Below are 23,721 nucleotides of genomic sequence, written 5' to 3'. Positions count from 1 at the left end.
TAGTGCGGAAGGCGGATTCTTCAGAGCCTCTTTAGAGGCAAGCAGGTAACAGCGGCTTATAGCCGCAGGACAAACTACCGGCTAAGCCGGTAGTTATGATTCTAAGATAAATATTTCTTTATTGCTGTCAGATATGTCTGAGCCAGATGACTCAGCATTTTCTTAACGGTTGTAGTGTCATCGTTTACTCCCCTTTCTCTTCCTCCACTGCCTGCAATATCATGTTCTTAAGCTGTCTTGCGGCAGCGCTGAGTGGATGCTGATTATCCAATACCATACAGATATCCCGTTTCGGAATTTCTTCTTTTAACGGAATCTGCACGATTTCTCTTTCCATTATAGATTCTCTTGCCATCGCTTTTGGAACGAATGCAAGTCCAAGTTCATGCCTTACCAGCGGCAGGATCTGATCGGTCGTTGCAACCTCCGTATCCGGGGACAGTTCCAGTCCATATGATAAAAACAACTGATTATAAAATTGAAATGTCATCGTCTCACGTCCAAGACATATCAGCGGATAATTTTTTAATTCCCACAGCGATATCTCCTGGCTTCCAAGTGCCATGAACGTTCTTCCTCCGACTAATACCTCCTGAAAAGACTCCAATACAATTTCCTTGAGCGGGGCTTCCACCTCCGCCGGGGTTGACACGACTGCAAAATCAATCATTCCACTTTTCACTGCCTCGATTGCCTGTGGAGTTGAGTGATTATAGATTTTCAGACGTATACCCGGATATTTCATATGAAACTCTTTCAGCTTATCCAGCAGATAGATATTCAAGGCGGTTTCACTCGCGCCGATTGCAATACTTCCATGTGTCAGTCCCGTACTGTCGGCCAGTTCCTCCTCTGCCGCCCATAACTGCAGCATTGCCGCAGATACATGCGTATACAGGCGCTGTCCCTCCGGTGTCAGCTGCACACCACGGTTCGTTCTAACAAACAACGTACTATGAATCTGCTGTTCTAAGCTATTCATCGCACGTGTGATATTCGGCTGGCTATTTCCCAATACACGGGCCGCCTTTGTAAAATTCTCATATTTTGCCACATAATAAAAGATCTTGTAATACTCAAAATTTACGTTCATGCCTCTCCTCATTCTGATATATCAAAGTAGTATCTTCAATATATCAATTATACTTTTTACTTATTTCTGTATGCATAGTATAATCTGTCCGAAAAGAAAAAGCAAGAAGGGATGTGCATATTATGAAAAATACAACAATGTTTCCAAGAGAAGAACATGCCGATGTTTTATTCCAGAAAATATTAAATGATCCATGGGCATGTGAAAAACTGCAGGAGACCTTTTGTAATTCTCTCGCGCTGACTGACGATACAGATAATTCCCCTTCTGCATCCACATTTGCCAATGTCCTGTTTGATGCATACCACAACCGGGATTTGTCTGCATTTCTAATGGCAATCTGTCAGAATACACTGTTTGATCTGCTGCGGAATTCTTATCTGATTCCATACCGGTTCAATGCTGATGGGAAGCAAAACCCGATTATCATGACAGATACAGATGGAAATCTGTTACCCGAATATAAAAAAACAGTTCATGAGAAAGAATATCATCATTTTCAGAACGTATGCAAAGAAATCGATTCAACACAAAATATGTTCTTAGCACAGGGTTATCGGTACAGCCACGCATATGCATCTGATTCTATGGACCTCAAGCAGAAAAATCTGGAATCCTGCACCGGCGTTCTCCTGATCCGCGAGCTTCCGGACACGATCAAGAAAAAAGAAACCGAAGCAGAAGCCTATTCCGCAGTCTGGGATCTGATGGTAAAACTGGAGAAGGAACTCCCGATGGCATTTGTATTTTACGGACAGGATACTCTGCTCGAACACAATGAGCGTTTTGACGAGCTTGGAATCTTCCTGCCAAATTCCGTTTTTTTGAATAATCTGAAACGGCATATTACAAAAGCAGAGGCGATATTATATGAAGAAGAACACTGATCCGATCTCAACTTCCTATGTTGATATTATGGAAAAAAATCACATGGAAATCCCCTGGCATGATTATACCGGTGATGACAGCAACGTGCTTATCTCCGATGCGGGATTGATTGAAAAAGCTTCCGTTATCGGTCGTGTCGGTCTGATCCTGCTTTCCTGTGGAACCGGAGCATGGCGTGTCCGTACATCCATGAATAAGCTTTCCAAAGAACTCGGTGTAACATGCACGGTCGATGTCGGTCTGATGTCCATTGAGTTTAACTGTTTTGATGGAAATGATTGTGTGTCCCAATCCTTAAGTATTGCAAATACAGGCGTAAACACATCCAAGCTTTACCGAATGGAGCGTTTCGTCGACAGCTTTCCGAATATCGAAGCCCATCTGACCGGTGAAGAAATCCATAAAAGGCTCGATGAAATCGAGAGAATCCATGCGCTTTACTCTCCTGTCAAATTAGGACTGGCGGCAGCACTCGCCTGCTGTGCATTTACATTTCTGCTCGGCGGCGGTCCCGTGGAAATGATTCTTGCATTCATTGCTGCAGGTGTTGGTAATATCATACGAACAAAACTGATCAAGCATCATTTTACCTTATTTCTAAACATTGCTGCTTCTATCTCGGCTGCCTGTCTGATCTACACGATCTGTCTGAAGCTTGCCGAAATGCTGTTCCATGTGGCCGCGGTGCACGAAGCAGGTTATATATGCTCTATCCTGTTTATCATCCCTGGATTTCCATTTATTACAAGCGGCATTGACCTTGCAAAGCTGGATCTACGATCCGGTCTGGAACGACTGACTTATTCCATTATTATCGTTTTGGTTGCAACCATGTCTGCATGGATCATGGCTTTGCTGTTACATTTGCAGCCGCTGTCTTTCGCAGACATGCATATCAATGTATGGGTACATTTTATACTCCGGATAATTACCAGCTTCTGTGGTGTATTCGGATTTTCCCTAATGTTCAACAGTTCTGTTTCAATGGCATGCACGGCTGCAATGATTGGTGCTGTCGCAAATACACTCCGTCTGGAGCTCGTAGACCATTGTGGAATTCCTGCCGCTGTAGCTGCATTTCTTGGGGCACTGACAGCAGGACTTCTTGCATCCTTTATAAAACAGAATCATGGATATCCAAGAATTTCACTTACGGTTCCTTCCATCGTTATTATGGTTCCGGGACTTTACTTATATCGTGCAATTTATAACTTTGGCATTATGTCTCTTACCGAAGCGGTCTCGTGGTTTACATCTGCAATCATGATTATCATTGCACTTCCACTCGGTCTGATCTTTGCAAGAATTCTGACTGACCGTACATTCCGGTACTGCACATAACATAAATTACCTTACCAAACAAAGGAGGACAAACAAATGCTTACAGCCGTAACAGGTATCAACTGGGGTGACGAAGGAAAAGGTCGTGTCATCGATCTATTAGCAGAGCAGGCGGATATCGTTGTCCGCTATCAAGGCGGAAATAACGCCGGTCACACCGTCGTTGTTGGTCGTGATAAATATGTATTAAATCTGCTTCCATCCGGGATTCTGCATCCGGATGTCACATGTGTTTTAGGGGATGGAATGGTCATTGACTTAGAGCATCTCACGAAGGAAATCGAGGCGCTGCGAGGAAAAGGTATTCCTATCACACCAGAAAATCTAAAGCTTTCCAAGCGTGCCACAATCTCTATGCCTTGGCACCGGGTGCAGGATGAACTAGAAGAAGCCCGGCTGGAAAAGGATGGTTCCGCCTTCGGTTCCACACGTCGCGGTATTGCCTATGCTTACAGCGACAAATATAGAAAGAAAACGCTCCGGCTTGGTGATCTGCTTCATCTGAACGATGGCTATATACACAACCGGCTGCACATGATGCTGGATGCCAAAAACATGGAGCTTTCCGGCTGTTATCATCAGGAGCCAATGTCCTATCCGGCGCTGCTCTCCTGGTGTGAAAAACAAGCGGCAGCATTCTCCGCATACATCTGCGACACCGGTGCATTCTTAAGAGATGCCCTTGCAGACAATCAAAAGGTGCTTTTGGAGGCACAGCTTGGCGCCATGCGTGATATTGACTATGGCATATTCCCATATACATCCAGCTCATCCACGATCTCTGCCTATGGTCCGATCGGTGCCGGAATCCCAGGTACTTCACTCTCCCATGTCGTCGGTGTTCTGAAAGCATACTCGACCTGTGTCGGTGCCGGTCCATTTACCGCAGAGAAAGCAATGTCCGAATCATGGAAGGATGATCTTCGCCGTGCCGGCAATGAATACGGTGCTGCAACCGGACGTCCAAGACGTGTCGGTCCTTTTGATGCCGTTGCCAGCCGTTACGGACTCCAATGCCAGAACGCAGACCGGATTGCCCTGACAAAGCTGGATGTCCTAAGTTCCATGAAGGAAATTCCGATTATCACAGAATGCCTGCAGCACACGAAACATATTAAGGATTTTGACCCAACAGATAATATGGATAATCTCCTGCCCGTCATCGATATCGTTCCTGGCTGGCAGCAGGATATCTCGCATTGCCGTTCTTATGATGAACTGCCGGACAATGCAAAACGATATATAGAAACGATCGAAAAACTGCTTGATCACGAGATACAATTTATCTCCGTCGGTGCGGAACGAAATCAATACCTGACAAAAGGGGAATGGCTGTAAAGCCACTCCCCTTTTTTATGTGTACATCTTCACTCTTCTCTGATACTCTGCATACGTGAGCGGTTTTTTCTCACTCAGTATCTTTGATTTGGTCACAGTTCCGATAAATAACGTATGGGAACCACAAGATATCTTCTCTGTCACCGTCGCTCCAAGCATCGACACGCTCTGCCATCCGAGATACGGGATTCCCTGTTCATTGACCGGAAGTTCCAGTGTTTTCATTTTGTCAACATCTCTTCCAGACTGATATCCAAAATGCTTGATTGTCTCGAAGGTGCATGTCTCATCTAAGATGCTGACTGCAAACATCCCGCTCTTTTTGAGTAATTCACATGTATAACTCTGATTGGAAACCGCGATTGCGATCTGAACCGGCTCGTGGCTGATCTGCATACATGTATCAATGATACAGCCATTTGCTTTTTTCTCCCACACCGTCGATAACATGTATAACCCATAGGTAATACACTGTGTTGCTGTCCGTTCCATCTTCCACATCTCCTATCTGATTTTGTTTCCGATAGTATGTGCAAAATGGCGTTTTCTATCATTATAATTTTAGATAATCTCCCAGCATATTGTGTACCATCGCTTCAATCTGCTCTGCAATTTCTTTGCATATATTTTTCTTCATCCCCGCCTTTTCTCCAACGGCAACCAGATCTGCAAGTCCGGGATTTCTTCCATTTCCATTCACAGTTGTTGTATGTTCCCCATAATAGGTGTTGCTATACGTCAGATCATACGCCGGAGCAAGCTCCCACCTTGCATGTTCCTCATCATAAATATAGGAAAAATTCTTTGAATGATCATCCCTGTTATGTGCATATACATTAAAACACATACGCCGGTACATCTGCTCCACATCACGATCTTTCGTCAGAATCTTCGTAAGCTTCATCAATTCATTATAATCCAGACTCGGTATCTCATGTGACACCTCTAATAATGCCGATGCAGTGATAACATGGTAACGATATATTTTTCCGTCTTTTCTTTCCCTGTCATAACGCTTCGTTCCAAAATATCCTTTACATTTATCAGACGGAAACAGCCTTGTCTCTGTCATTATAATTCCACATTTTCCGGCACAACACGCATAATCGTATTCCATCTTTCCGACATCGATCGGATCTACATGTGCCGGAAACTTGATAATCCAGTCTTCTCCATCTACCTGTGTAAAGATTTTAGGTCTGGCGCCACCGCTCGTCCCGCCTAATGCATACAATTCATCCAGTTTCTCGGAATATTCCGTATTCAAGATTTTGCAGCACTGTTCAGCAAGTATATCCAGATTATCCGGTTCTATATCATACTTCATTTCCCTTTGCGGACGATAGGTCAACGCACCCATGCCTGACTCACCCACGATTGCCAACCGGTCTAAAACAGTCAGGGTATCTTTATTTTGTCCATTTTTCTGAAGCATACGATCTAACAGCAATCGTCCCCATGCATCCGGCAGACTATCCGAAAAAACACCAAACAATCCATCAAAATAGTTTTTCACCGGGACAAATACCTGTCTTTTTAATGGCAGATAAAATGGACTGATGGAAAAACCTTCCTCCAGCCATGTATCCGTATATTCAAATGCTACTTTATGATCTGCATTTAAAACCAGTGTTCCAACTTGTCTGTCACCATAAAATACCTGGAGTATATTATTTTGTCTCATTTATTACCTCCTGAATATTCCGGTACGGCACCTGTGTAAATATGCCTCGCAGTTCATCAGCTACATCGAGCGCCATTGCGATTTTTGTAAGAGCCAGCAACGATATCTGTCCGGTTGTCTCAAATCGTTTGACAGAACCATAACTGACACCACTTCTATCTGCAAGCTCCTGCTGTGAAATTGATCGGCGTTTACGGATATTTTTTACTCGTTTTGCCAGTGCCATATCCAATTCTTCTGCTGTTTCCCACACAAATTCTTCCACTTTTTATCGCTCCTACTTATTATTACCATGTTTATTATAGATAAAATATTATCTATTTATATAAAAAATGGTACAATATAGATAATATTTTATCTGTATTGTACCATCCTGTATTTACTGTGTCAACCAATCACATTACACCGTAATCTCAATCAGATTTCCTTCCACCGCTACAACACAGCTCTCATAATATCCGTCACCGGTTGTACGTGGGCCGCTTGTCACCGTATATCCATCCTGCTTCAGTGTTTCTGTCAGCTTATCTACCTGTTCTTTGCTTCCGACACTGATTGCCACATGGATAAATCCTGTCCGCATCTGGTTCTCTGTCTGTGCTTCCACACCCGGCTTCTGCATGATTTCCAACCGTGCCCCATCGTCAAAGGACAAGAAATAAGACTTAAAATCTGTATTTGGATTATGATACATGGCATTGGACTTTGCTGCAAAATATTTCACGAAAAAATCTCTTGTTTTTTCCAGATCCTGCACATACATCGCAATATGCTCTATCTTCATCATAAGCCCTGCCTTCCTTTATATCTGCTATGTTCTAGCTCCACATTGCCTCGATCTCAGTCTTGGATACCACACCGACACTTTTCTTCACGATCTCGCCATCTTTGAACAAAATCAAAGTCGGGATGCTTGCCACGCCATAGGACATCGCAATATCCATTGCCTGATCCACATCGAGCTTGCAGACCTTGACTTTTCCTTCATATTCGTCCGCAATCTCAGAAACCGTTGGTGCCAGCATCTTACACGGACCACACCACGTCGCCCAGAAATCAACGAGTACGAGCCCTTTTGCATCGAGTACTTCTGCCTTAAAATTATCGTTATTTAAAATTACTTCTGCCATTTTCATTCACTCCTTATCTTTTGATTTATGTTACCCTTTGTTGCTTCCCTTTAATCACACTACCACACTTCGCCCGGATATTTCATGCCCCAGTCTTTCCGAAGCTTCGTCATAATCTCCATCACATCCTTGGAATACGCAAGCTGCATCGCGGATGCATCCCCGCTTTTTACCGCCTGCTCCATATCCTGCATCTCATAATACAGCGCATCCGCAGTATCTCCGGCTGTAATCTCCGTCTGCGCGCCACTTTCGGCATCCACGATGACTGCCTTATCCGCACGCGGATACTCCATAATCTCGATATATCCTTTTTCCAGACTGATCATCGCACGTTTTGGCTGTTTCGAATGCATCGAGAGTGCAACCGTTGCCATCTGCCCCTGTGCATTCTTGAGCAGAATTGTTGCCTGCTCATCAGAACCGGTTGGAGAAGGCTTCCACTGGCTCACAATCTCATCCGGCTGTTCATCCAGAAAACTCCGAACGATCGACAACGCATACACACCGATATCAAGCATCGCGCCACCGGCAAGATCCATATTGAAGAACCGGTTTGACATATCGTATTCCTTGAAGCTTCCGAAATTCATCGTGATGATCTGCACCTTTCCAAGCTCACCACTTTGCACGATATCCCAGAGCTTCTTGTAGATTGGCATATGCCAGATCGTCATTGCTTCTGCAAGCACCAGCTTCTTCTCTTTCGCAAGCGCGATCACATCATCCAATTCTCTGCTGTTAAGCGTAATTGATTTTTCAACAAGCAGATGCTTTCCATGCATCAGCGCCTGTTTCATAAATGCATAATGTGTATTATGCGGACTCGTAATATAGATGATATCTACATTCTCATCCAAAAACATATCATCAATCGAATCATATACTTTGGAAACACCGTATTTTTCAGCGAATGCAACCGCCTTTTCATGTGTCCGGTTTCCAACTGCATATAACGATTTTCCCATCTTCTGCAATGCCTGTGCCATCTCATTTGCGATCACACCGGTACCAAGCACTGCCCAATTCAACGTATCCTGCATCTGCTTTGCCGCCTCATCTTTCACTAATATGTTTCAATACCATTAAAATAATCTTTCACCATCTTCACCACGACACCCGACAGCAGGAATACCGCGATCAGGTTCGGGATTACCATCAAACCGTTAAATGTCTCCGCGATGCTCCACAGAAGTCCGAGATTCATCGTTGCACCAACGATTGCAACCAGGGAATACACAAGCATGAAGGGTTTATTTACCCGTGTACCAAACAGAAATTCAATACATCGGACGCCGTAAAGTCCCCAGCCGATGATTGTTGAAAATGCAAAACAACACATTGCAATCGCTGTGAAGATGGATACCCAGCCACCATAAGTCGCCGTAAATCCACTGATTGTAAGCTCTGCGCCTGCCGCCTCTCCATATCCAATCGGTACTTTGCTGCATAAGATTACAAGTGCGGTCAATGTACAGATCACAATCGTATCGACAAATACTTCGAAGATTCCGAAGAATCCCTGCTTTACCGGTTTTCTTGTATCTGCACATGCATGTGCGATCGAACCGGTACCAAGACCAGCCTCGTTCGAGAAGATTCCACGGGAAACTCCCTTCTTCATACTCATGAAGAAGCTTCCAACAACGCCACCGGTCACAGATGCCGGGTTAAATGCGCCTTCAAAGATGGATGCAAATACCGATGGTACGTTCTTGACATTCAGCAGCACAACTCCGATTGCAAGCACGATATACATCACTGCCATAAACGGTACCAGCTTCTCTGTTACCTGTCCGATCCGCTTAATTCCGCCGAGCAGAATCAACGCGATCAGAATTGCCAGCACAATTCCGATTATAAGATTCAAGGTAGAAACCTGATCCTCGGAAATTACATTATAATTAAACAATGCAGAGTCAATCGCCGTTGTAATCGTGTTGACCTGTGTCGCATTTCCCGTACCAAATACCGTCAATACGCCAAATGCAGAGAACAGATACGCCAGCCATTGCCAATGCTTCTTCAATCCGTTCTTAATATAATACATCGGTCCTCCGACATAATCGCCATCTTTATTTTTCTCGCGAAAATGCACCGCAAGTGTAACCTCTGCAAACTTCGTACACATACCGAGCAGTGCAGATATCCACATCCAAAAGATTGCACCCGGTCCTCCGATGGCGATGGCTCCGGCTACACCGGCTACATTTCCGGTTCCAACCGTTGCCGCAAGTGCCGTACAGACTGCCTGAAACGGTGTGAGCGCACCATCGCCCGCTTCCTTCTTCTTGAACATTCGTCCAAATGTCACCTTCATGGCATACGGGAACTTCCGTATCTGCAAAAACCGGGTACGAAAGCTCAAATATAATCCAACGCCGATAATACAGATCATCGCCGGGACGCCCCAGATAAAATTATTGATCACGCTATTGACTGCATCTACTTTTTCTAACATTGATAAACTCCTATTCTAAAAGCCTTCCTTCTTTCGCTGTTTCCGAAGCTCGCTGCGTTTCTTTCCGGCCTCCCATTCCGCTTCTTCCACAACCGTTTCCAGTTTTAACCTTGGCACCCGCCGCGGCTTATTATCCTCATCCAATGCAACCAGTGTCAGATACGCACGGTTCACCGGATAACGCATGCCATCAATCTTCTCTAAATACGAATCCACGCGAATTTCCATCGATGAATTTCCGACATAGGTTACGCGTCCGATCAATACGACAATATCATGCTGGCGAAGGCTACGCAGAAAAGTCAGATTATCTACCGATGCGGTGAGCACATGCCCCTCAGAATGCCGCATAGCCGTAAGACCTGCCACCTCGTCAATCCAGCCCATCAGTATACCACCAAACATCACATCTGCACCATTTAAATGTTCCGGACGAATCTCGTGGAACTGCTCTGTCAGAGAATCCGCAACCCGTTTTTCTTTTATTCTCTCTTCCATGCTGTCATTCCTTTCCTACTCTCATCCGATCAACTCATACTGTAGAAATTCATACTTTAATTTTGAGCCTTCCCCGATATTCTCCGGCAGCAACGCTCTTGCAACCAGCTTCAGATCATCGGACTCGATATCCGTCCGTTTGAGATTTGCATAATCTCCATCTATACTCACCACTTCATAATACCATGTTTCCATACGATTGCTCCTTGTATCATCTTAATCTATAATGCTCATTGTATCATGTCAGCATACTTTTTTCATCATATATTTCTCCGTTTTCAACAATAATTCAACAATAATTTCTCTCTGCATATCTGTGTACAGTTGTCTTTTTTCCTTCAAAATGCTAAGATATTTTCAGTTAAAAACATGTGTATAAGGAAGGAACGCCCCATGCCTGCAAATAAAAATAACAGTTACCATACATTATCCAAGGATTTATCAGAACGTATCGAGCAAGATCGCGCGAATCACTGGGTCAATCCATATGCCTGCCCGGATTCTGCGATCATACGCCGTTTTGACGACCATGACAAGCCGCATCTCTGGCGTCCTGCTTTCGTTATGGATGTCGAGAAAATCCTGCACAACAACTATTATAACCGTTATTCGGATAAAACGCAGGTTATCTCCTGCTATAAAAATGACGATATCTCCAGGCGTGCGTTACATGTGCAGCTCGTCTCCCGTATCGCACGTACTATCGGCATGACACTTGGCTTAAACCTGGATCTGATTGAAGCGATTTCCCTTGGACATGATATCGGTCACACTCCGTTCGGACATGCCGGGGAGCGTTTCTTAAATGCACTTTATAACGGGCATACCGGACGATTGTTCAATCATAATATTCACAGTGCACGTGTCCTGGATCATCTGATTTTCCGGAATGTAAGCCTGCAGGTATTAGACGGTGTCATCTGCCATAATGGTGAGCTTGAGCAGCAGGAATATAAACCAAAGCGCTTTTCTGCCACGGATCCATGGGGAGAATTTGATACCAATCTCGAAGACTGCTACACCGATCCTTCTGCGAACAAACGACAGATTCCCGGCACACTGGAGGGCTGTATCATGCGGATCAGTGACATTATTGCATATCTTGGCAAGGACCGGCAGGACGCAGTCAAGATCGGTCTGATTGAAAATGATGATGATTTTACTTCCGGTACACTTGGCACAACCAACGCACAGATCATCAATAATATGACAGTCAGTATCATAGAACACAGCTACGGAAAGCCTTATATCAGCATGGATAAAGAAGTGTATGAGACATTTTCGAATGCCAAAAAGGAAAACTATCAGACTATATACAACAATCCAAAATTAAATGATATGTACAACAATAACATCCAGCCGATGTTCCACGATATGTATGAAGCACTTCTCACACAGGCAAAAAGGATGGATCAATCATCCATCCTTTACAAACATCATATCAATTATATTCGGAGTGCCAACCAATATAGTCATTATTTTGATATTGATAAATACATGGAGCACTACCTGAGTCAGGATCCGAATGAAATTGTCGTTGATTTCATGGCAAGCATGACCGATGATTATTTTATTGATCTGTACAACTACCTGTTTCCAAACGGATCCTACAAGGTTGACTATATTGGGTATTTCGACTAATGTATCAGCAAGGACGTATACAATCAATCCATAATTGTATACGTCTTATTTTTTTCTGGAATTCATCGAATTGATATGGTTTCTTACGAAACCACAAGGATATCTTCTAATCCGGAATAATCTCGATATACACCTGATCATATTTGTGCTTTAATTCCTGCTTGATCTCATCCCGTACCTGATGCAGGATACTGATATGTATCACATCCGTCTGGTTGCCGATATAGACTTCCACCCAGATCTTCCGTCCCGTCTGGATTACATCAAGGAATGTCACTTCGTATGGATAATCCTTCATATGCTTATCTACAATCGAACGGATCTGGTTCAACACCTCTTCCTCCGGTGCAAACAAAACCAGATTCTTGATGCTCTGGAAGATCACAACGACCGGCTCCTTTATAAGTAGGATTGCCATCACTGCTGCAACCGCCGGATCGATATATGGTGTCAGGAAATGAAGCTTCGTATGAAGCAACAACACCTGTACCACAAAAGCAACCGCCACACCCAGACTGCTCACAACATCCAGCTTCCACATATAGAGCTCTGCTTTGATCGTCTCTGATTCGTATTTCTTACTGTAATGATTCAGTATGAGATACATCGCTGCACATCCTATGCAGACAAGGAACTCAAACACCGCAATCTTCCCAGCATTTACCTCATGTCCGCCATGCACGAGCAGCTTTACGTTCTCCACCAGCAGATTACAGGTGAGTGCCAGAAGAACGCTGTACTTCACGAGCAGGAACAGCGATTCTACCTGTGAATACCCATATGGATGCTTCTCCGTAACCGGCTTATACAGAAGCGGAACCAGCACAAGAAACGGTCCGATCATAACAAGATCTGCCGCATCAAACAAACAGTCCGTAAGCAGCGAATGCGAATGCGTGATCCACGCCATAACTCCTTCCGCTATAATAAATAAAAGGCTTCCCAGAAAAGATAATCGTAATATCTTCTTCTCTATCTTCAACTTATCTTTCTTCATATATATTTTCCTCTTCCCATTCTCGCCTTTTACTATAACATAAAAATCCCGTTTGGAAAATATACCAAACGGGATTGCTTTATTTTTTTATAACATACACAAGTAAATCATTACTTATGGAAGCCAGCTTATACGAACCTCTTTCAGCTGTCCGGTTACATCATTAAACTCGAACTCATATCCACTGTCACCCATATACACTTCTGATTCTATCATATACTTTACATTTTTCCCATCCTCTTCAGCATTTTCACTGCTATTTTCCAGCAGCTCATCCTTTGTAAGGGTAGTAGGGAATGAAAAATGTACCTTTTTTGCTCCATCTATCATATATTCACTGATTTCAGCATTCATGGAAGCATCATAATCCGGCTGTGGTACATAGAGGTGCGAATATCTCACATATGAAAGCACACAGTCCTCAGCCTTCCGCTCGCTGTCAGTGAAATTACCAAATTTAAACTGCATTGTTACATAATCGTTGATAGATGCCTGATACCTCTCAGTTTCATAATTTACATTTACATTGTTGCCACTGTTGTTAAGGTCACTCTCATCAAATGGAATACCTGCATCTATAAGATCCTTGAGTGTTGATTCTCCTAATATGAGCTTCGTACCATTGTACACAAATGATCTGTTGTCCATATCTGCATATTTCTCGCTGAGTCCCTGATCCAATGTGAAATCATCATATACCGGAAGCGTAAACTCCGTTGATTCATCATATGTATCAGCAATATCCTCCGTATCATCTGCCGATATATCAGCAGCATCTTCTCCTGTAGTATTTTCCTCCGTTACAGTTACCTGTTCTGTTGCCTCTGTCTTCTCTGTTTTGTTGTCCGACTCGTCTGTCCCACAGCCAACAAGAGACATTCCAAGTACTACTGTGACAAGTCCCAGCTGCAGCATCCTTCTGTTTTTCATATAGTATGTTCCTCCTTGATAAAAATATGTTTTCGGATTTATTATCACTTATCACCCGAAATCTGTCGAGGTTAAATCAGTAGCATCCATGCAACCAGTGGTAGCAATGATTGATTTTTGCAATTTTTATCACTTTTTATCAATCAATATATATTTTTTAATTTTCTCACTCCTCAGTGATGCTCATAAACCTTGTATATGTCTTAGGGTTCATTATCTCCGGAGAATCATCAGCAAATCCATTTATGCTGTATATATTGCCATCTTCAAGATCTGTATACGCATTAAAGTAATACGAAGTCTTCCTTGTGCCGTTCCGTATACGCAATATGGAATAGGCATAATAATAGTAAATTTTTCCCTTTTCCTCATACTGTCCTTCGGCTGTAACCTTGGAAATCCCGGCAGAGTTGCTGTCTTCTGCCATATCAGCTGCACTCTTCCATGTATACGGAATAACAGACACTATCACCTGTGATTTATCAGCCTCAGAATAATAAGATTTCCCAGTCTGATCATCTCTTAGAAGTATGAAATTCTCTGGAATTTCATAGGATACATATATATCTTCATTTGCAATGCTGTCCACAAGCTCTGCATCAGTATATTCTTCTTTCACGACATCTGAACTGAATGTGCCTGAATACCCATCTGCCTGCCAGTATGAGCCTGTCATATCATTTGTCTCATCCGTAGGAACTGCACTGGAAGTAACACAAGCTGCCTCATCAATGGCCTTTTCATACATATCATTTCTCGATGCAGTATCCATGGCAGCTATATCTGTTCCATCAAATCTTACCACTGTGAGAAACCGTTTATCATCTCCTGCATCTGAAATGAGCACACAGAAATATGAACTGTCATATTCAGCGCCACGTTCCTCCTTCATGCTCACTATATATCTTATATACTCCCTGTCATCCACACGAATCTTCTCGGGATACTGTTCCATCGTATAGCCGGATTCCTTCATATGTTGTACACGTCCGTCTCTGTCATTCCAAAAATCATCAGCAGAATCATCCTCAACATCTATCTGTACCAGATACTCGTCGGTACTTCTTATGTTGAGACAGCCACTTTCATGTATAATAGCTATTCCTGCTGGTTTTACGGAAAAAGCATATCCCTTAAATACGATATGCCACAGTTCAGAGTACAACGTCTCATCTTCTGTCTGATCATGGTTTTTCAGATTGATTACGCCCATAAAATCCAAAGCAGCAGCTATTGCACCTGCAAATATAACGACAGATATAATCACATATAATACCTTTTTAAATTTCTTCATCCGCTTTTTCATCCTCAAGTATTATCTGAAGTATTTCCTCTTTCTTTATTCTTTGCATCTCGGATCCTGTAAGTATCAGAAGGATAATCATTACAATCACAAAAACCGCAACAAAAATCAGCGTCGACAGGCTGTAGTTCAAAAACAATCCTGAATTATCATTTCCTGTGTAACACTGTATATAATCTCCATCCCGTATTCCAGGCACATCAAGCCATACAGTATTCATTATCTTTCTTCCATCATCATCAAAATAACACAGATCAGCCTTTGTATACTGCTGGTACACCTTCTCAACACGTACATTATCGTTTTTATCTTTATGGTTGCTCCACTCATTCCTGACAAACAACACTGCCATCATAACAATGGAAAATATACATATAACTGTCATAATTCCAAATATTACTTTAAGCCTCATGAACCGGTTCCTGCCTCGAAGATTTTTCATGTGCACTATATTGTCTGGTGCTAGATTCTCCTGAGTCAGTTCACCCTGTTTTTTTCTTTCTTCTCCATATATAAGCTCATCCATCTGAACATCAAGTATCTCACATATACACACAAGTCTGTCAAGATCCGGATATGCCTTATCTCTCTCCCATTTGGACACTGCCTGTCTGCTTACACCTATCTTATCAGCAAATTCTTCCTGACTCAGTTCGGCTTTCTTACGATATTCCTGTATTCTGGATCCTATATACAACATCCTTTTTCCTCCTCTTAATAGTCGGCGTTTCTCTTAACTCTTCAAAATGAAACGGAGCCCCTGTCACTGCAACATAAAATGGCAAAGGACTCCTATGAAGTTTTCCATCAGTCCTCTTTTGTAGTAAAATTTGATGAGATACTCTGGTAATGAATCCATGTTTGTGACAACAAATGTGTACATGTAAACCATCTGGTTTTCCGGCTTTTCACCCTTGCATACCACACGCCTTTCATAAGGCCATCAGCCAGTTTCACAGCTATGCCGTAAATAATCATATATATTTAATTCTCAATACCCAACCACATCATACTTCGGATTGCTCTCCTGATCCTCATACATAACAACAAGCTTGTCCTCACATACCATAATTGAAAAGATGTAGGTCGGATCAGTATATGCAACCGATTCATAGCAATCCGCATATTGCTTTAGAACTTTTTCATTATTGCCATTCAAATCCGTCTGTATCAATTCTGTATTTTCATTTTCCTGTTTCAGATAAAACAGTTTATCACCATAGGAATTATACTCCAGCACATGTTCCGATATTGTCGTATACTGTGTTTCATCGGACTCTTGTTTCTGGTCTGTTTTCTCACACTGTTTTAACGTATACTTCCCCTTCTCATCCGTACATAACAAATATCTGTTTCCATTTTTCCTGATACTTTTTTCACCATACTCATTATAGACAGCTTCCAGATAATAACTATCATCATCATAGATAATCTCAGCATAAAAATCCTTTGCACGACTATAAGTTTCGCCAATAAATTTTCCCAGATATAATTCCTTCTTATCTATATTTATCTGACTCTCTATTTTTACCCTATATACATCAAAATACTCATAATCATCGTCTACAGGAGTCTCATAATAGAGATATCCATCTTTTATTGCGCAATAAAAAGCTGAATCTGTATATGGTTCATCTACATTTCCATTTTCCACATTTATCCGGCTTAAGAAATAGGAATCCTGTAAATAATATGTAAAATATACATATCCATCATAATAATCTAACCGGATGAGCCAGCCGGTTTCCTCGCTATCATCCATCTCCCAAGCCTTCTTGATCTCATCGAACGTAATGATCGTCGACATTTTGCCTTCTTTATCAACCTTGCAGATTGCATTCTCAGTTTTATGAAAGAAAAACAGTTCATCCCCATTTGCCACTGCACGCTCGTTGTAATTCATTACTTTATCCTCATATGCTGCATCCGGACCGTGTTCTTCTTTCGCATATGCACCATAGAATGATTTGTAATTATTGTAAATAACAAAATTCTTTCCAACGAAAAATGCGGACACACACACGAATGCAATTCCCACAACCAGAGACGATATATGAACCGTTTTGCTCTCCTTATCAAACAAATTCTTATTTCGCCGATACTCGTATATGTGGATAAGTAAAACAATTATCATCACTGCTATTCGCACAAAATACAAAACTGTACTTTGTTCTGCATAGACATGCGCCTTAAAGCAATACAGATTGCTTATAAAATCGACAATCAAAACTGCAATTACTGTCACATCCGCAAACAAATCCAAACGCGCCGAAGTTTTTTCATTTACCTTCTGCATAATCCATGCCAGAACATAGCACACCAATGCGCAGGTAAATAACACTTCCAATCCTAGCCAGAAATTTGCACCATACACTTTAACAAAATCATCCATATTGCAAAGTCTGGCATACTTCGTGTAAAAAGCAAGCCCAAATGGATATTCACCTCTCCACAATGGTGATGCACCAATTAACTGTTTCAATGCCTGACATGCCACAATCATTGCAATCAGACGTATAAACCATATTCTATGATATGTGATTATTTTCTTCTGTTCATCTTCCAGCATTATACTCCCCATGTTTTCGTTCTTTTACTTCATTTCAATTTTTGTAACCATATCAAGTATACACAAAATAGAATTTAACAATCAAAGTCCAGATAATTCATACGTCATCCGGACTTTCAAAAAAATTAAATCAATTCTTTAATTTGCTCTTTTAATTTTGGAATATCCTCTATTAAAGTATTCCATACAATCTCAAGGTCTACATTCTCGTAATCATGTGCATGTAAATTTCTCATTCCTTTTATTGCGTGCCATGGTATTTCATTATGATTACCAACAAAATCTTCTGATAACCGACCAACCAATTCACCTATCTGAATAATACACATATTACATGAATATTGAAACGAAATATCACTCTCGTATTTTTCAAAACTACAATTATATTTTTCTTTCAGCAATTCTATATCATTGCAATATCCAATAATCTTTTTAAGCACTTCTATATCATTATTCTTCATAAAGAACCACTCCTTCACTTTGGATATTGTCTAAAAAATCTTTATCCTTTATTCCTGTTGTGACGACATCAACATGACAATTAAGCGCATTCTCCAAATCATACACAAATGCCATATATTTTATCAAACTTGTCATCTTTCCCTTATCTACATATAAATCAACATCACTATCATCATTTGCTTCTCCTCTTGCATAAGAACCAAATAAACACATGCGAGATATGCCATGTTTCTTAGCAACTGGTATCGTTTTTACTTTTATTTCTTCAATTGTATAACACATGTTGCACACCTCCTATATTCACATAATTATATCATAGCAAACAAAATTCTTTCTCTTATATTATACACAATTTCTAAAAAATAAAGAAGCCCCTGCTACTGTTATGGAACAGTAACAGAAGCTTCTTTTCTATAAAACTAATTAAGTTCTATTCACCAACGTGTACGGTGTATTACTTATTAGCGATTGCAGCCTGAGCAGCAGCAAGTCTAGCGATAGGTACACGGAATGGTGAACATGATACATAATCAAGACCAATCTTGTGGCAGAACTCAACAGATGAAGGATCTCCACCGTGCTCACCACAGATACCGATATGAAGCTTTGGATTTACTGGCTTACCAAGCTTAACTGCCATATCCATGAGCTTACCAACACCTGTCTGGTCAAGCTTAGCAAATGGATCGTTCTCGAAGATCTTAGCATCATAGTAAGCATTGAGGAACTTACCAGCATCATCTCTTGAGAAACCAAATGTCATCTGAGTCAGATCGTTTGTACCGAAGCAGAAGAAGTCAGCTTCCTTAGCGATGTCATCAGCTGTAAGAGCAGCTCTAGGGATCTCGATCATTGTACCAACTTCGTACTTCAGATCTACGCCTGCAGCAGCGATCTCAGCATCAGCAGTCTCAACAACTGTCTTCTTAACATACTTAAGCTCCTTAACCTCACATACAAGTGGGATCATGATCTCTGGCTCAACATTCCAATCCGGATGTGCCTTCTGAACTTCGATAGCTGCACGGATAACTGCCTTTGTCTGCATCTTAGCGATTTCCGGATAAGTAACAGCAAGACGGCATCCTCTGTGACCCATCATAGGGTTGAACTCATGAAGTGAGTTGCAAAGAGCCTTGATCTCATCAACTGTCTTATTCTTAGCCTTAGCAAGCTTCTCGATATCAGCATCCTCTGTAGGAACGAACTCATGAAGAGGTGGATCCAGGAATCTGATTGTAACAGGATTTCCTTCAAGTGCCTCATAGAGTGCTTTGAAGTCATTCTGCTGATATGGAAGGATCTTGTCCAGAGCTTCTTCTCTCTCTTCTACTGTATCAGAGCAGATCATCTCACGGAATGCTGCGATTCTCTCTGGATCGAAGAACATATGCTCTGTACGGCAAAGACCGATACCTTCTGCACCAAGCTCACGAGCCTTCTTAGCATCTGCCGGTGTATCAGCATTTGTTCTAACCTTCAATGTTCTATACTTATCAGCCCATGCCATAACTCTACCGAATGTACCAGCGATAGAAGCATCAACTGTCTTGATAACTCCATCGTAGATGTTACCTGTTGTACCATCGATTGAAATGAAGTCACCTTCCTTAAATGTCTTACCTGCAAGTGTGAACTGCTTGTTTTCCTCATCCATGATGATGTCGCCACAACCAGATACACAACATGTACCCATACCACGAGCAACTACGGCTGCGTGAGATGTCATACCACCACGAACTGTCAGGATACCCTGAGCAGACTTCATACCTGTGATATCTTCTGGAGATGTCTCAAGACGAACAAGAACTACCTTCTCGCCTCTTGCTGCCCATGCCTCTGCATCGTCAGCTGTAAATACAACCTTACCACATGCAGCACCAGGAGAAGCACCAAGACCCTTACCCATAGGTGTAGCTGCCTTAAGAGCTGCTGCATCGAACTGTGGGTGAAGAAGTGTATCAAGGTTACGAGGATCGATCATAGCAACTGCTTCTTCCTCTGTCTTATGTCCCTCATCTACAAGGTCACAAGCGATCTGAAGAGCTGCCTGAGCTGTTCTCTTACCATTTCTACACTGAAGCATGTAAAGCTTCTTGTTCTCAACTGTGAACTCCATATCCTGCATATCATGATAGTGATTCTCAAGTGTCTCACATACCTGAATGAACTCTGCATATGCTTCTGGGAATTCCTGCTCCATCTGAGCGATTGGCATTGGTGTACGAACACCGGCAACTACGTCCTCGCCCTGTGCGTTGATCAGGAACTCACCCATAAGCTTCTTCTCACCTGTTGCAGGGTCACGAGTAAATGCAACACCTGTACCAGACTCGTTGTTCAGGTTACCGAATACCATAGGCATTACGTTAACGGCTGTACCCCATGAATAAGGGATATCGTTATCTCTTCTGTATACGTTTGCACGAGGGTTATCCCATGAACGGAATACTGCCTCGATAGCAAGCTTCAACTGCTCTACAGGATCTGAAGGGAAGTCTGTACCAAGCTGATTCTTGTACTCAGCCTTGAACTGCTCTGCAAGAGTCTTAAGATCTGCTGCTGTAAGCTCAACGTCGAACTTAACACCCTTCTCTTCCTTCATCTTGTCGATCAGCTGCTCGAAGTACTTCTTACCAACTTCCATAACAACGTCTGAGAACATCTGGATGAAACGTCTGTAAGAATCATATACGAAACGCTCGAATGCTGGATCCGGGTTACCAGCGATCATAGCTGCAACTACCTCGTCGTTCAAACCGAGGTTCAGGATTGTATCCATCATACCAGGCATAGAAGCTCTGGCACCTGAACGTACAGAAACAAGCAATGGATTCTTGAGATCGCCAAACTTCTTGCCGTTGATCTCCTCCATCTTCTTAACACCTTCCATAGCCTGAGCCATGATCTCATCATTAATCTTACGACCATCCTCATAGTACTGTGTACAAGCTTCTGTTGTAATTGTGAATCCCTGTGGTACCGGAAGACCAATTGTTGTCATCTCTGCAAGGTTGGCACCCTTACCACCAAGAAGATTACGCATGGTCATGTCGCCTTCGCTAAACATATAAACCCACTTGTTTGCCATTTGTCATATACCTCCTAAGTAATCAAATTTCTGCGATAGCAGACTATGGCACGTCCCCATCACACTGCAAAAAATTATAACATAATTTCCACAATTGATAAAGGCATTTTTATAAATATTTAGTAAAATCGCCATAAAAAAACATAAAAAGAAAGGCAATTGGTTTTCCGGACGTATTTTACGCGGAAATCAACTGCCTTTTTTATTCTCTTTTCAGTCCGGGCTGCTCGTATCTACTGCTGCGGAAAATCCGTTCCGGACACTTCCGTATCGTCTGTCGGGGTGCCGGTTGTTTCTTCCGGGTTCTGGACTTCCATCTTCTCCGGTGCATCTTTCACCCGCTCGAAAACCATGCTTTCTGTATCCATTGATACGGTGAGCATTCCATTTTCCACGGTAAAAGCAATCTCCTCATCATCCGAATAAAGCATGCCTTCCTTCCATTGAAACTGCTCTGTCTCCTCTCCGAAGCCAAGGCTTGCCGTGCCATCCGCATACAACGTAAGTGCCATGGAATCCAGCCCATATGACACGATATCGTCGTGAGAATAGCTGTCCCCGTCCGACTCCATGGAATACAGATGGTATACCCCCGCAGCCGAAGCCTTCTTCTCTGATTTTGCACAGGCCGCGAAGATACACATGCATCCCACAAGTAAAAATGAAAGTACGATCATGCGAAGCGCCGTTTGTCGTGTTCTCATGCTGCCGTCCTCTCGTACAACTTGGTTTCTATATAGCCTATGCGCAAATCCTCTGTTTAGAACTTATTTTTCATAGCAGGAAAATACCGCCTGTTTCTTCTCATCGGAAAGCTTCGGTGTGATAAGGCTCACAACCGGCACGATGAGAAGTCCGGCAAGCATTGCAAATGCACCACAGTTGATCGGCGACTGCAATATGGTTGGGAATGATGCTCTTGCGAGCATATTCGCTACCATGATGCCACTGCCGAACAGGAAGTTCACAAGCACGGCGGCCTTCGTCACGCCCTTCCAGTACAGGCTGTAGATAAACGGTGCAAGGAATGCGCCTGCAAGCGCGCCCCATGAAATACCCATAAGCTGTGCGATAAATGTCACGCCGTTCTTATACTGTACAACCGCGATCACTGCGGAGATTGCGATAAATACAACGATGAAGATACGCATGATAAATACCTGTTTCTTCTCTGTCATCTCCTTCACGATCGTGCCACGGATCATATCCAGCGTCAGTGTCGAAGAAGATGCGAGCACCAGTGACGATAATGTCGACATGGATGCAGAAAGTACCAGGATTACAACAACCGCGATCAAAAACGGAGACAGCTTCTCGATCATCGCCGGGATAATCGCATCATAGCCCTGTGCCGCGATGTCGATATCATACAGTCTGCCGAAACCACCGAGGAAATAACAGCCACCTGCTACAATGATTGCGAAGATTGTGGATATTAAGGTTCCTTTTCCGATTGACTTCTCATCCTTGATCGCATAGAACTTCTGTACCATCTGAGGAAGTCCCCATGTGCCAAGTGACGTCAGGATTACAACACACAGAAGTCCAAAAGGATCCGGTCCGAAGAACGATGCAAATGCACCCGGTGTGGATGTTGCCTGCGCATCCTCTACTCGTGCCAATGCATTGATTGCCTGCATGAATCCACCATTTGATTTTAATACTGATGCAATGACCGCGATGATTCCGATGATCATGATACATCCCTGAATAAAATCATTGATGGCTGTTGCCATGTAACCGCCTGCGATCACATAGATTCCGGTAAGCACTGCCATCACGACAATGCAGACTGTATAATCCAGGTTAAACGCCATCCCAAACAATCTTGAAAGTCCGTTATAAAGCGATGCTGTATACGGAATCAGGAATACAAATACAATCAAGGATGCTAAGATCTTAAGCATCTTCGAATCAAACCGGACACCGAAGAATTCCGGCATTGTCTTACTCTCTAAATGCTGGCTCATTGTTCTCGTCCGTCTGCCAAGTACATTCCATGCAAGCAGGGAACCGATAAATGCATTTCCAAGACCGATCCATGTGGAAGCAAGACCGAACTTCCATCCGAACTGTCCCGCATATCCGATGAAGATAACCGCCGAAAAGTATGAAGTTCCGTATGCAAATGCAGTCAGCCATGGTCCAACATTTCTTCCACCTAATACAAATCCATTGACATCGGTCGCATGCCTCCGGCAGTAGACGCCGACACCGATCATCACTCCAAAAAATATTACTAACATGATAATTTTAATCGCCATTTTCTCTCTCCTTTTTCTTCTGTCTGGTGAT

At 42.6% G+C, this 23,721-nt stretch carries 24 protein-coding genes and 1 pseudogene; 4 read left to right on the top strand and 21 right to left on the bottom strand.

Going from position 1 to position 23,721, the window contains the following annotated elements; translation table 11 throughout:
• Positions 1–184 precede the first annotated feature (184 nt).
• A complete protein-coding gene (locus ACZQK9_RS11385; RefSeq protein WP_178017175.1) occupies positions 185–1,093 on the bottom strand; it encodes a LysR family transcriptional regulator in 909 nt (302 codons plus the stop codon).
• 122 nt (positions 1,094–1,215) lie between these two features.
• Here ACZQK9_RS11385 and ACZQK9_RS11380 point away from each other — a divergent pair, with 122 nt between their 5' ends.
• From ACZQK9_RS11380 to ACZQK9_RS11370, 3 genes are read left to right on the top strand one after another with little or no spacing between them, the layout of a single operon-like run.
• Complete coding sequence (locus tag ACZQK9_RS11380) at positions 1,216–1,980, top strand: DUF4866 domain-containing protein (RefSeq protein ID WP_483270634.1); 765 nt, start codon at positions 1,216–1,218, stop codon at positions 1,978–1,980.
• Positions 1,964–3,322 (top strand): threonine/serine exporter family protein, encoded by a 1,359-nt coding sequence (locus ACZQK9_RS11375; RefSeq protein ID WP_021985054.1) that lies wholly within the window; start codon positions 1,964–1,966, stop codon positions 3,320–3,322. Before ACZQK9_RS11380 ends, ACZQK9_RS11375 begins: the two co-directional genes overlap by 17 nt.
• A 36-nt stretch (positions 3,323–3,358) precedes the next feature.
• Positions 3,359–4,660, top strand: a complete 1,302-nt coding sequence (locus tag ACZQK9_RS11370) for an adenylosuccinate synthase (protein WP_483270633.1) — start codon at positions 3,359–3,361, stop codon at positions 4,658–4,660.
• Between the two features lie 15 nt (positions 4,661–4,675).
• On the opposite strand, the gene ACZQK9_RS11365 is transcribed toward ACZQK9_RS11370, so the two are convergent.
• The 9 genes from ACZQK9_RS11365 to ACZQK9_RS11325 form a co-directional block, all read right to left on the bottom strand.
• A complete protein-coding gene (locus ACZQK9_RS11365; protein ID WP_483270632.1) occupies positions 4,676–5,152 on the bottom strand; it encodes a flavin reductase family protein in 477 nt (158 codons plus the stop codon).
• 61 nt (positions 5,153–5,213) lie between these two features.
• Complete coding sequence (locus ACZQK9_RS11360; RefSeq protein WP_483270631.1) at positions 5,214–6,344, bottom strand: type II toxin-antitoxin system HipA family toxin; 1,131 nt, start codon at positions 6,342–6,344, stop codon at positions 5,214–5,216.
• On the bottom strand, positions 6,331–6,609 hold the full coding sequence (locus tag ACZQK9_RS11355) for a helix-turn-helix domain-containing protein (protein ID WP_178017180.1): 279 nt from the start codon (positions 6,607–6,609) through the stop codon (positions 6,331–6,333). Before ACZQK9_RS11355 ends, ACZQK9_RS11360 begins: the two co-directional genes overlap by 14 nt.
• Before the next feature lie 135 nt (positions 6,610–6,744).
• Entirely contained in the window at positions 6,745–7,128 is a 384-nt protein-coding gene (locus tag ACZQK9_RS11350) for a VOC family protein (RefSeq protein ID WP_177970806.1), read from the bottom strand.
• Between the two features lie 34 nt (positions 7,129–7,162).
• Positions 7,163–7,474 (bottom strand): thioredoxin, encoded by a 312-nt coding sequence (gene trxA / locus ACZQK9_RS11345; protein ID WP_118373380.1) that lies wholly within the window; start codon positions 7,472–7,474, stop codon positions 7,163–7,165.
• 59 nt (positions 7,475–7,533) lie between these two features.
• Positions 7,534–8,517 carry a Gfo/Idh/MocA family protein gene (locus ACZQK9_RS11340; protein WP_483270630.1) on the bottom strand — a complete coding sequence of 328 codons (984 nt, stop codon included), beginning with the start codon at positions 8,515–8,517 and terminating at the stop codon, positions 7,534–7,536.
• A gap of 23 nt (positions 8,518–8,540) precedes the next feature.
• Positions 8,541–9,935: an alanine/glycine:cation symporter family protein gene (locus ACZQK9_RS11335; protein WP_325274292.1), complete on the bottom strand. Its 1,395-nt coding sequence runs from the start codon at positions 9,933–9,935 to the stop codon at positions 8,541–8,543.
• A gap of 15 nt (positions 9,936–9,950) precedes the next feature.
• Positions 9,951–10,433: an acyl-CoA thioesterase gene (locus ACZQK9_RS11330; RefSeq protein WP_177980701.1), complete on the bottom strand. Its 483-nt coding sequence runs from the start codon at positions 10,431–10,433 to the stop codon at positions 9,951–9,953.
• A 21-nt stretch (positions 10,434–10,454) separates the two neighbouring features.
• Positions 10,455–10,628: a hypothetical protein gene (locus ACZQK9_RS11325; RefSeq protein WP_021985064.1), complete on the bottom strand. Its 174-nt coding sequence runs from the start codon at positions 10,626–10,628 to the stop codon at positions 10,455–10,457.
• Positions 10,629–10,826: 198 nt separating this feature from the next.
• Between ACZQK9_RS11325 and ACZQK9_RS11320 the strand changes: the two genes are divergently transcribed.
• A complete protein-coding gene (locus ACZQK9_RS11320) occupies positions 10,827–12,074 on the top strand; it encodes a deoxyguanosinetriphosphate triphosphohydrolase family protein (RefSeq protein WP_483270629.1) in 1,248 nt (415 codons plus the stop codon).
• 106 nt (positions 12,075–12,180) lie between these two features.
• Here the strand turns inward: ACZQK9_RS11320 and ACZQK9_RS11315 are convergent, their stop codons facing one another.
• From ACZQK9_RS11315 to ACZQK9_RS11265, 11 genes and pseudogenes are all read right to left on the bottom strand, one after another.
• Positions 12,181–13,071 (bottom strand): cation diffusion facilitator family transporter, encoded by an 891-nt coding sequence (locus ACZQK9_RS11315; protein ID WP_216506611.1) that lies wholly within the window; start codon positions 13,069–13,071, stop codon positions 12,181–12,183.
• Positions 13,072–13,185: 114 nt separating this feature from the next.
• Positions 13,186–14,001 (bottom strand): hypothetical protein, encoded by an 816-nt coding sequence (locus tag ACZQK9_RS11310; protein WP_483270628.1) that lies wholly within the window; start codon positions 13,999–14,001, stop codon positions 13,186–13,188.
• 166 nt (positions 14,002–14,167) lie between these two features.
• Complete coding sequence (locus ACZQK9_RS11305) at positions 14,168–15,295, bottom strand: hypothetical protein (RefSeq protein WP_118373536.1); 1,128 nt, start codon at positions 15,293–15,295, stop codon at positions 14,168–14,170.
• The gene (locus tag ACZQK9_RS11300; RefSeq protein WP_483270627.1) at positions 15,282–16,004 is read right to left on the bottom strand and encodes a helix-turn-helix domain-containing protein; all 723 of its coding nucleotides are present in this window, start codon (positions 16,002–16,004) and stop codon (positions 15,282–15,284) included. The genes ACZQK9_RS11305 and ACZQK9_RS11300 overlap by 14 nt, the downstream gene beginning before the upstream one ends.
• Positions 16,005–16,097: 93 nt before the next feature.
• Positions 16,098–16,247, bottom strand: a pseudogene (locus ACZQK9_RS11295) (transposase); the annotation flags it as partial.
• 48 nt (positions 16,248–16,295) lie between these two features.
• Positions 16,296–17,885, bottom strand: a complete 1,590-nt coding sequence (locus ACZQK9_RS11290; RefSeq protein WP_483270626.1) for a hypothetical protein — start codon at positions 17,883–17,885, stop codon at positions 16,296–16,298.
• A 113-nt stretch (positions 17,886–17,998) separates the two neighbouring features.
• Positions 17,999–18,334, bottom strand: a complete 336-nt coding sequence (locus ACZQK9_RS11285) for a HepT-like ribonuclease domain-containing protein (RefSeq protein WP_483270625.1) — start codon at positions 18,332–18,334, stop codon at positions 17,999–18,001.
• Complete coding sequence (locus ACZQK9_RS11280) at positions 18,324–18,617, bottom strand: nucleotidyltransferase family protein (RefSeq protein WP_483270624.1); 294 nt, start codon at positions 18,615–18,617, stop codon at positions 18,324–18,326. The genes ACZQK9_RS11285 and ACZQK9_RS11280 overlap by 11 nt, the downstream gene beginning before the upstream one ends.
• A gap of 172 nt (positions 18,618–18,789) precedes the next feature.
• Entirely contained in the window at positions 18,790–21,426 is a 2,637-nt protein-coding gene (gene ppdK / locus ACZQK9_RS11275; protein ID WP_021985071.1) for a pyruvate, phosphate dikinase, read from the bottom strand.
• Between the two features lie 233 nt (positions 21,427–21,659).
• Positions 21,660–22,130 carry a hypothetical protein gene (locus ACZQK9_RS11270; RefSeq protein WP_117781036.1) on the bottom strand — a complete coding sequence of 157 codons (471 nt, stop codon included), beginning with the start codon at positions 22,128–22,130 and terminating at the stop codon, positions 21,660–21,662.
• A 63-nt stretch (positions 22,131–22,193) separates the two neighbouring features.
• Entirely contained in the window at positions 22,194–23,690 is a 1,497-nt protein-coding gene (locus tag ACZQK9_RS11265) for a sodium:solute symporter family protein (protein ID WP_483270623.1), read from the bottom strand.
• Positions 23,691–23,721 lie beyond the last annotated feature (31 nt).

This window comes from Wujia sp., from assembly GCF_056872695.1.
The sequence above is the reverse complement of the archived record's forward strand: the minus strand, read 5'-3'. Positions and strand labels throughout refer to the sequence as shown.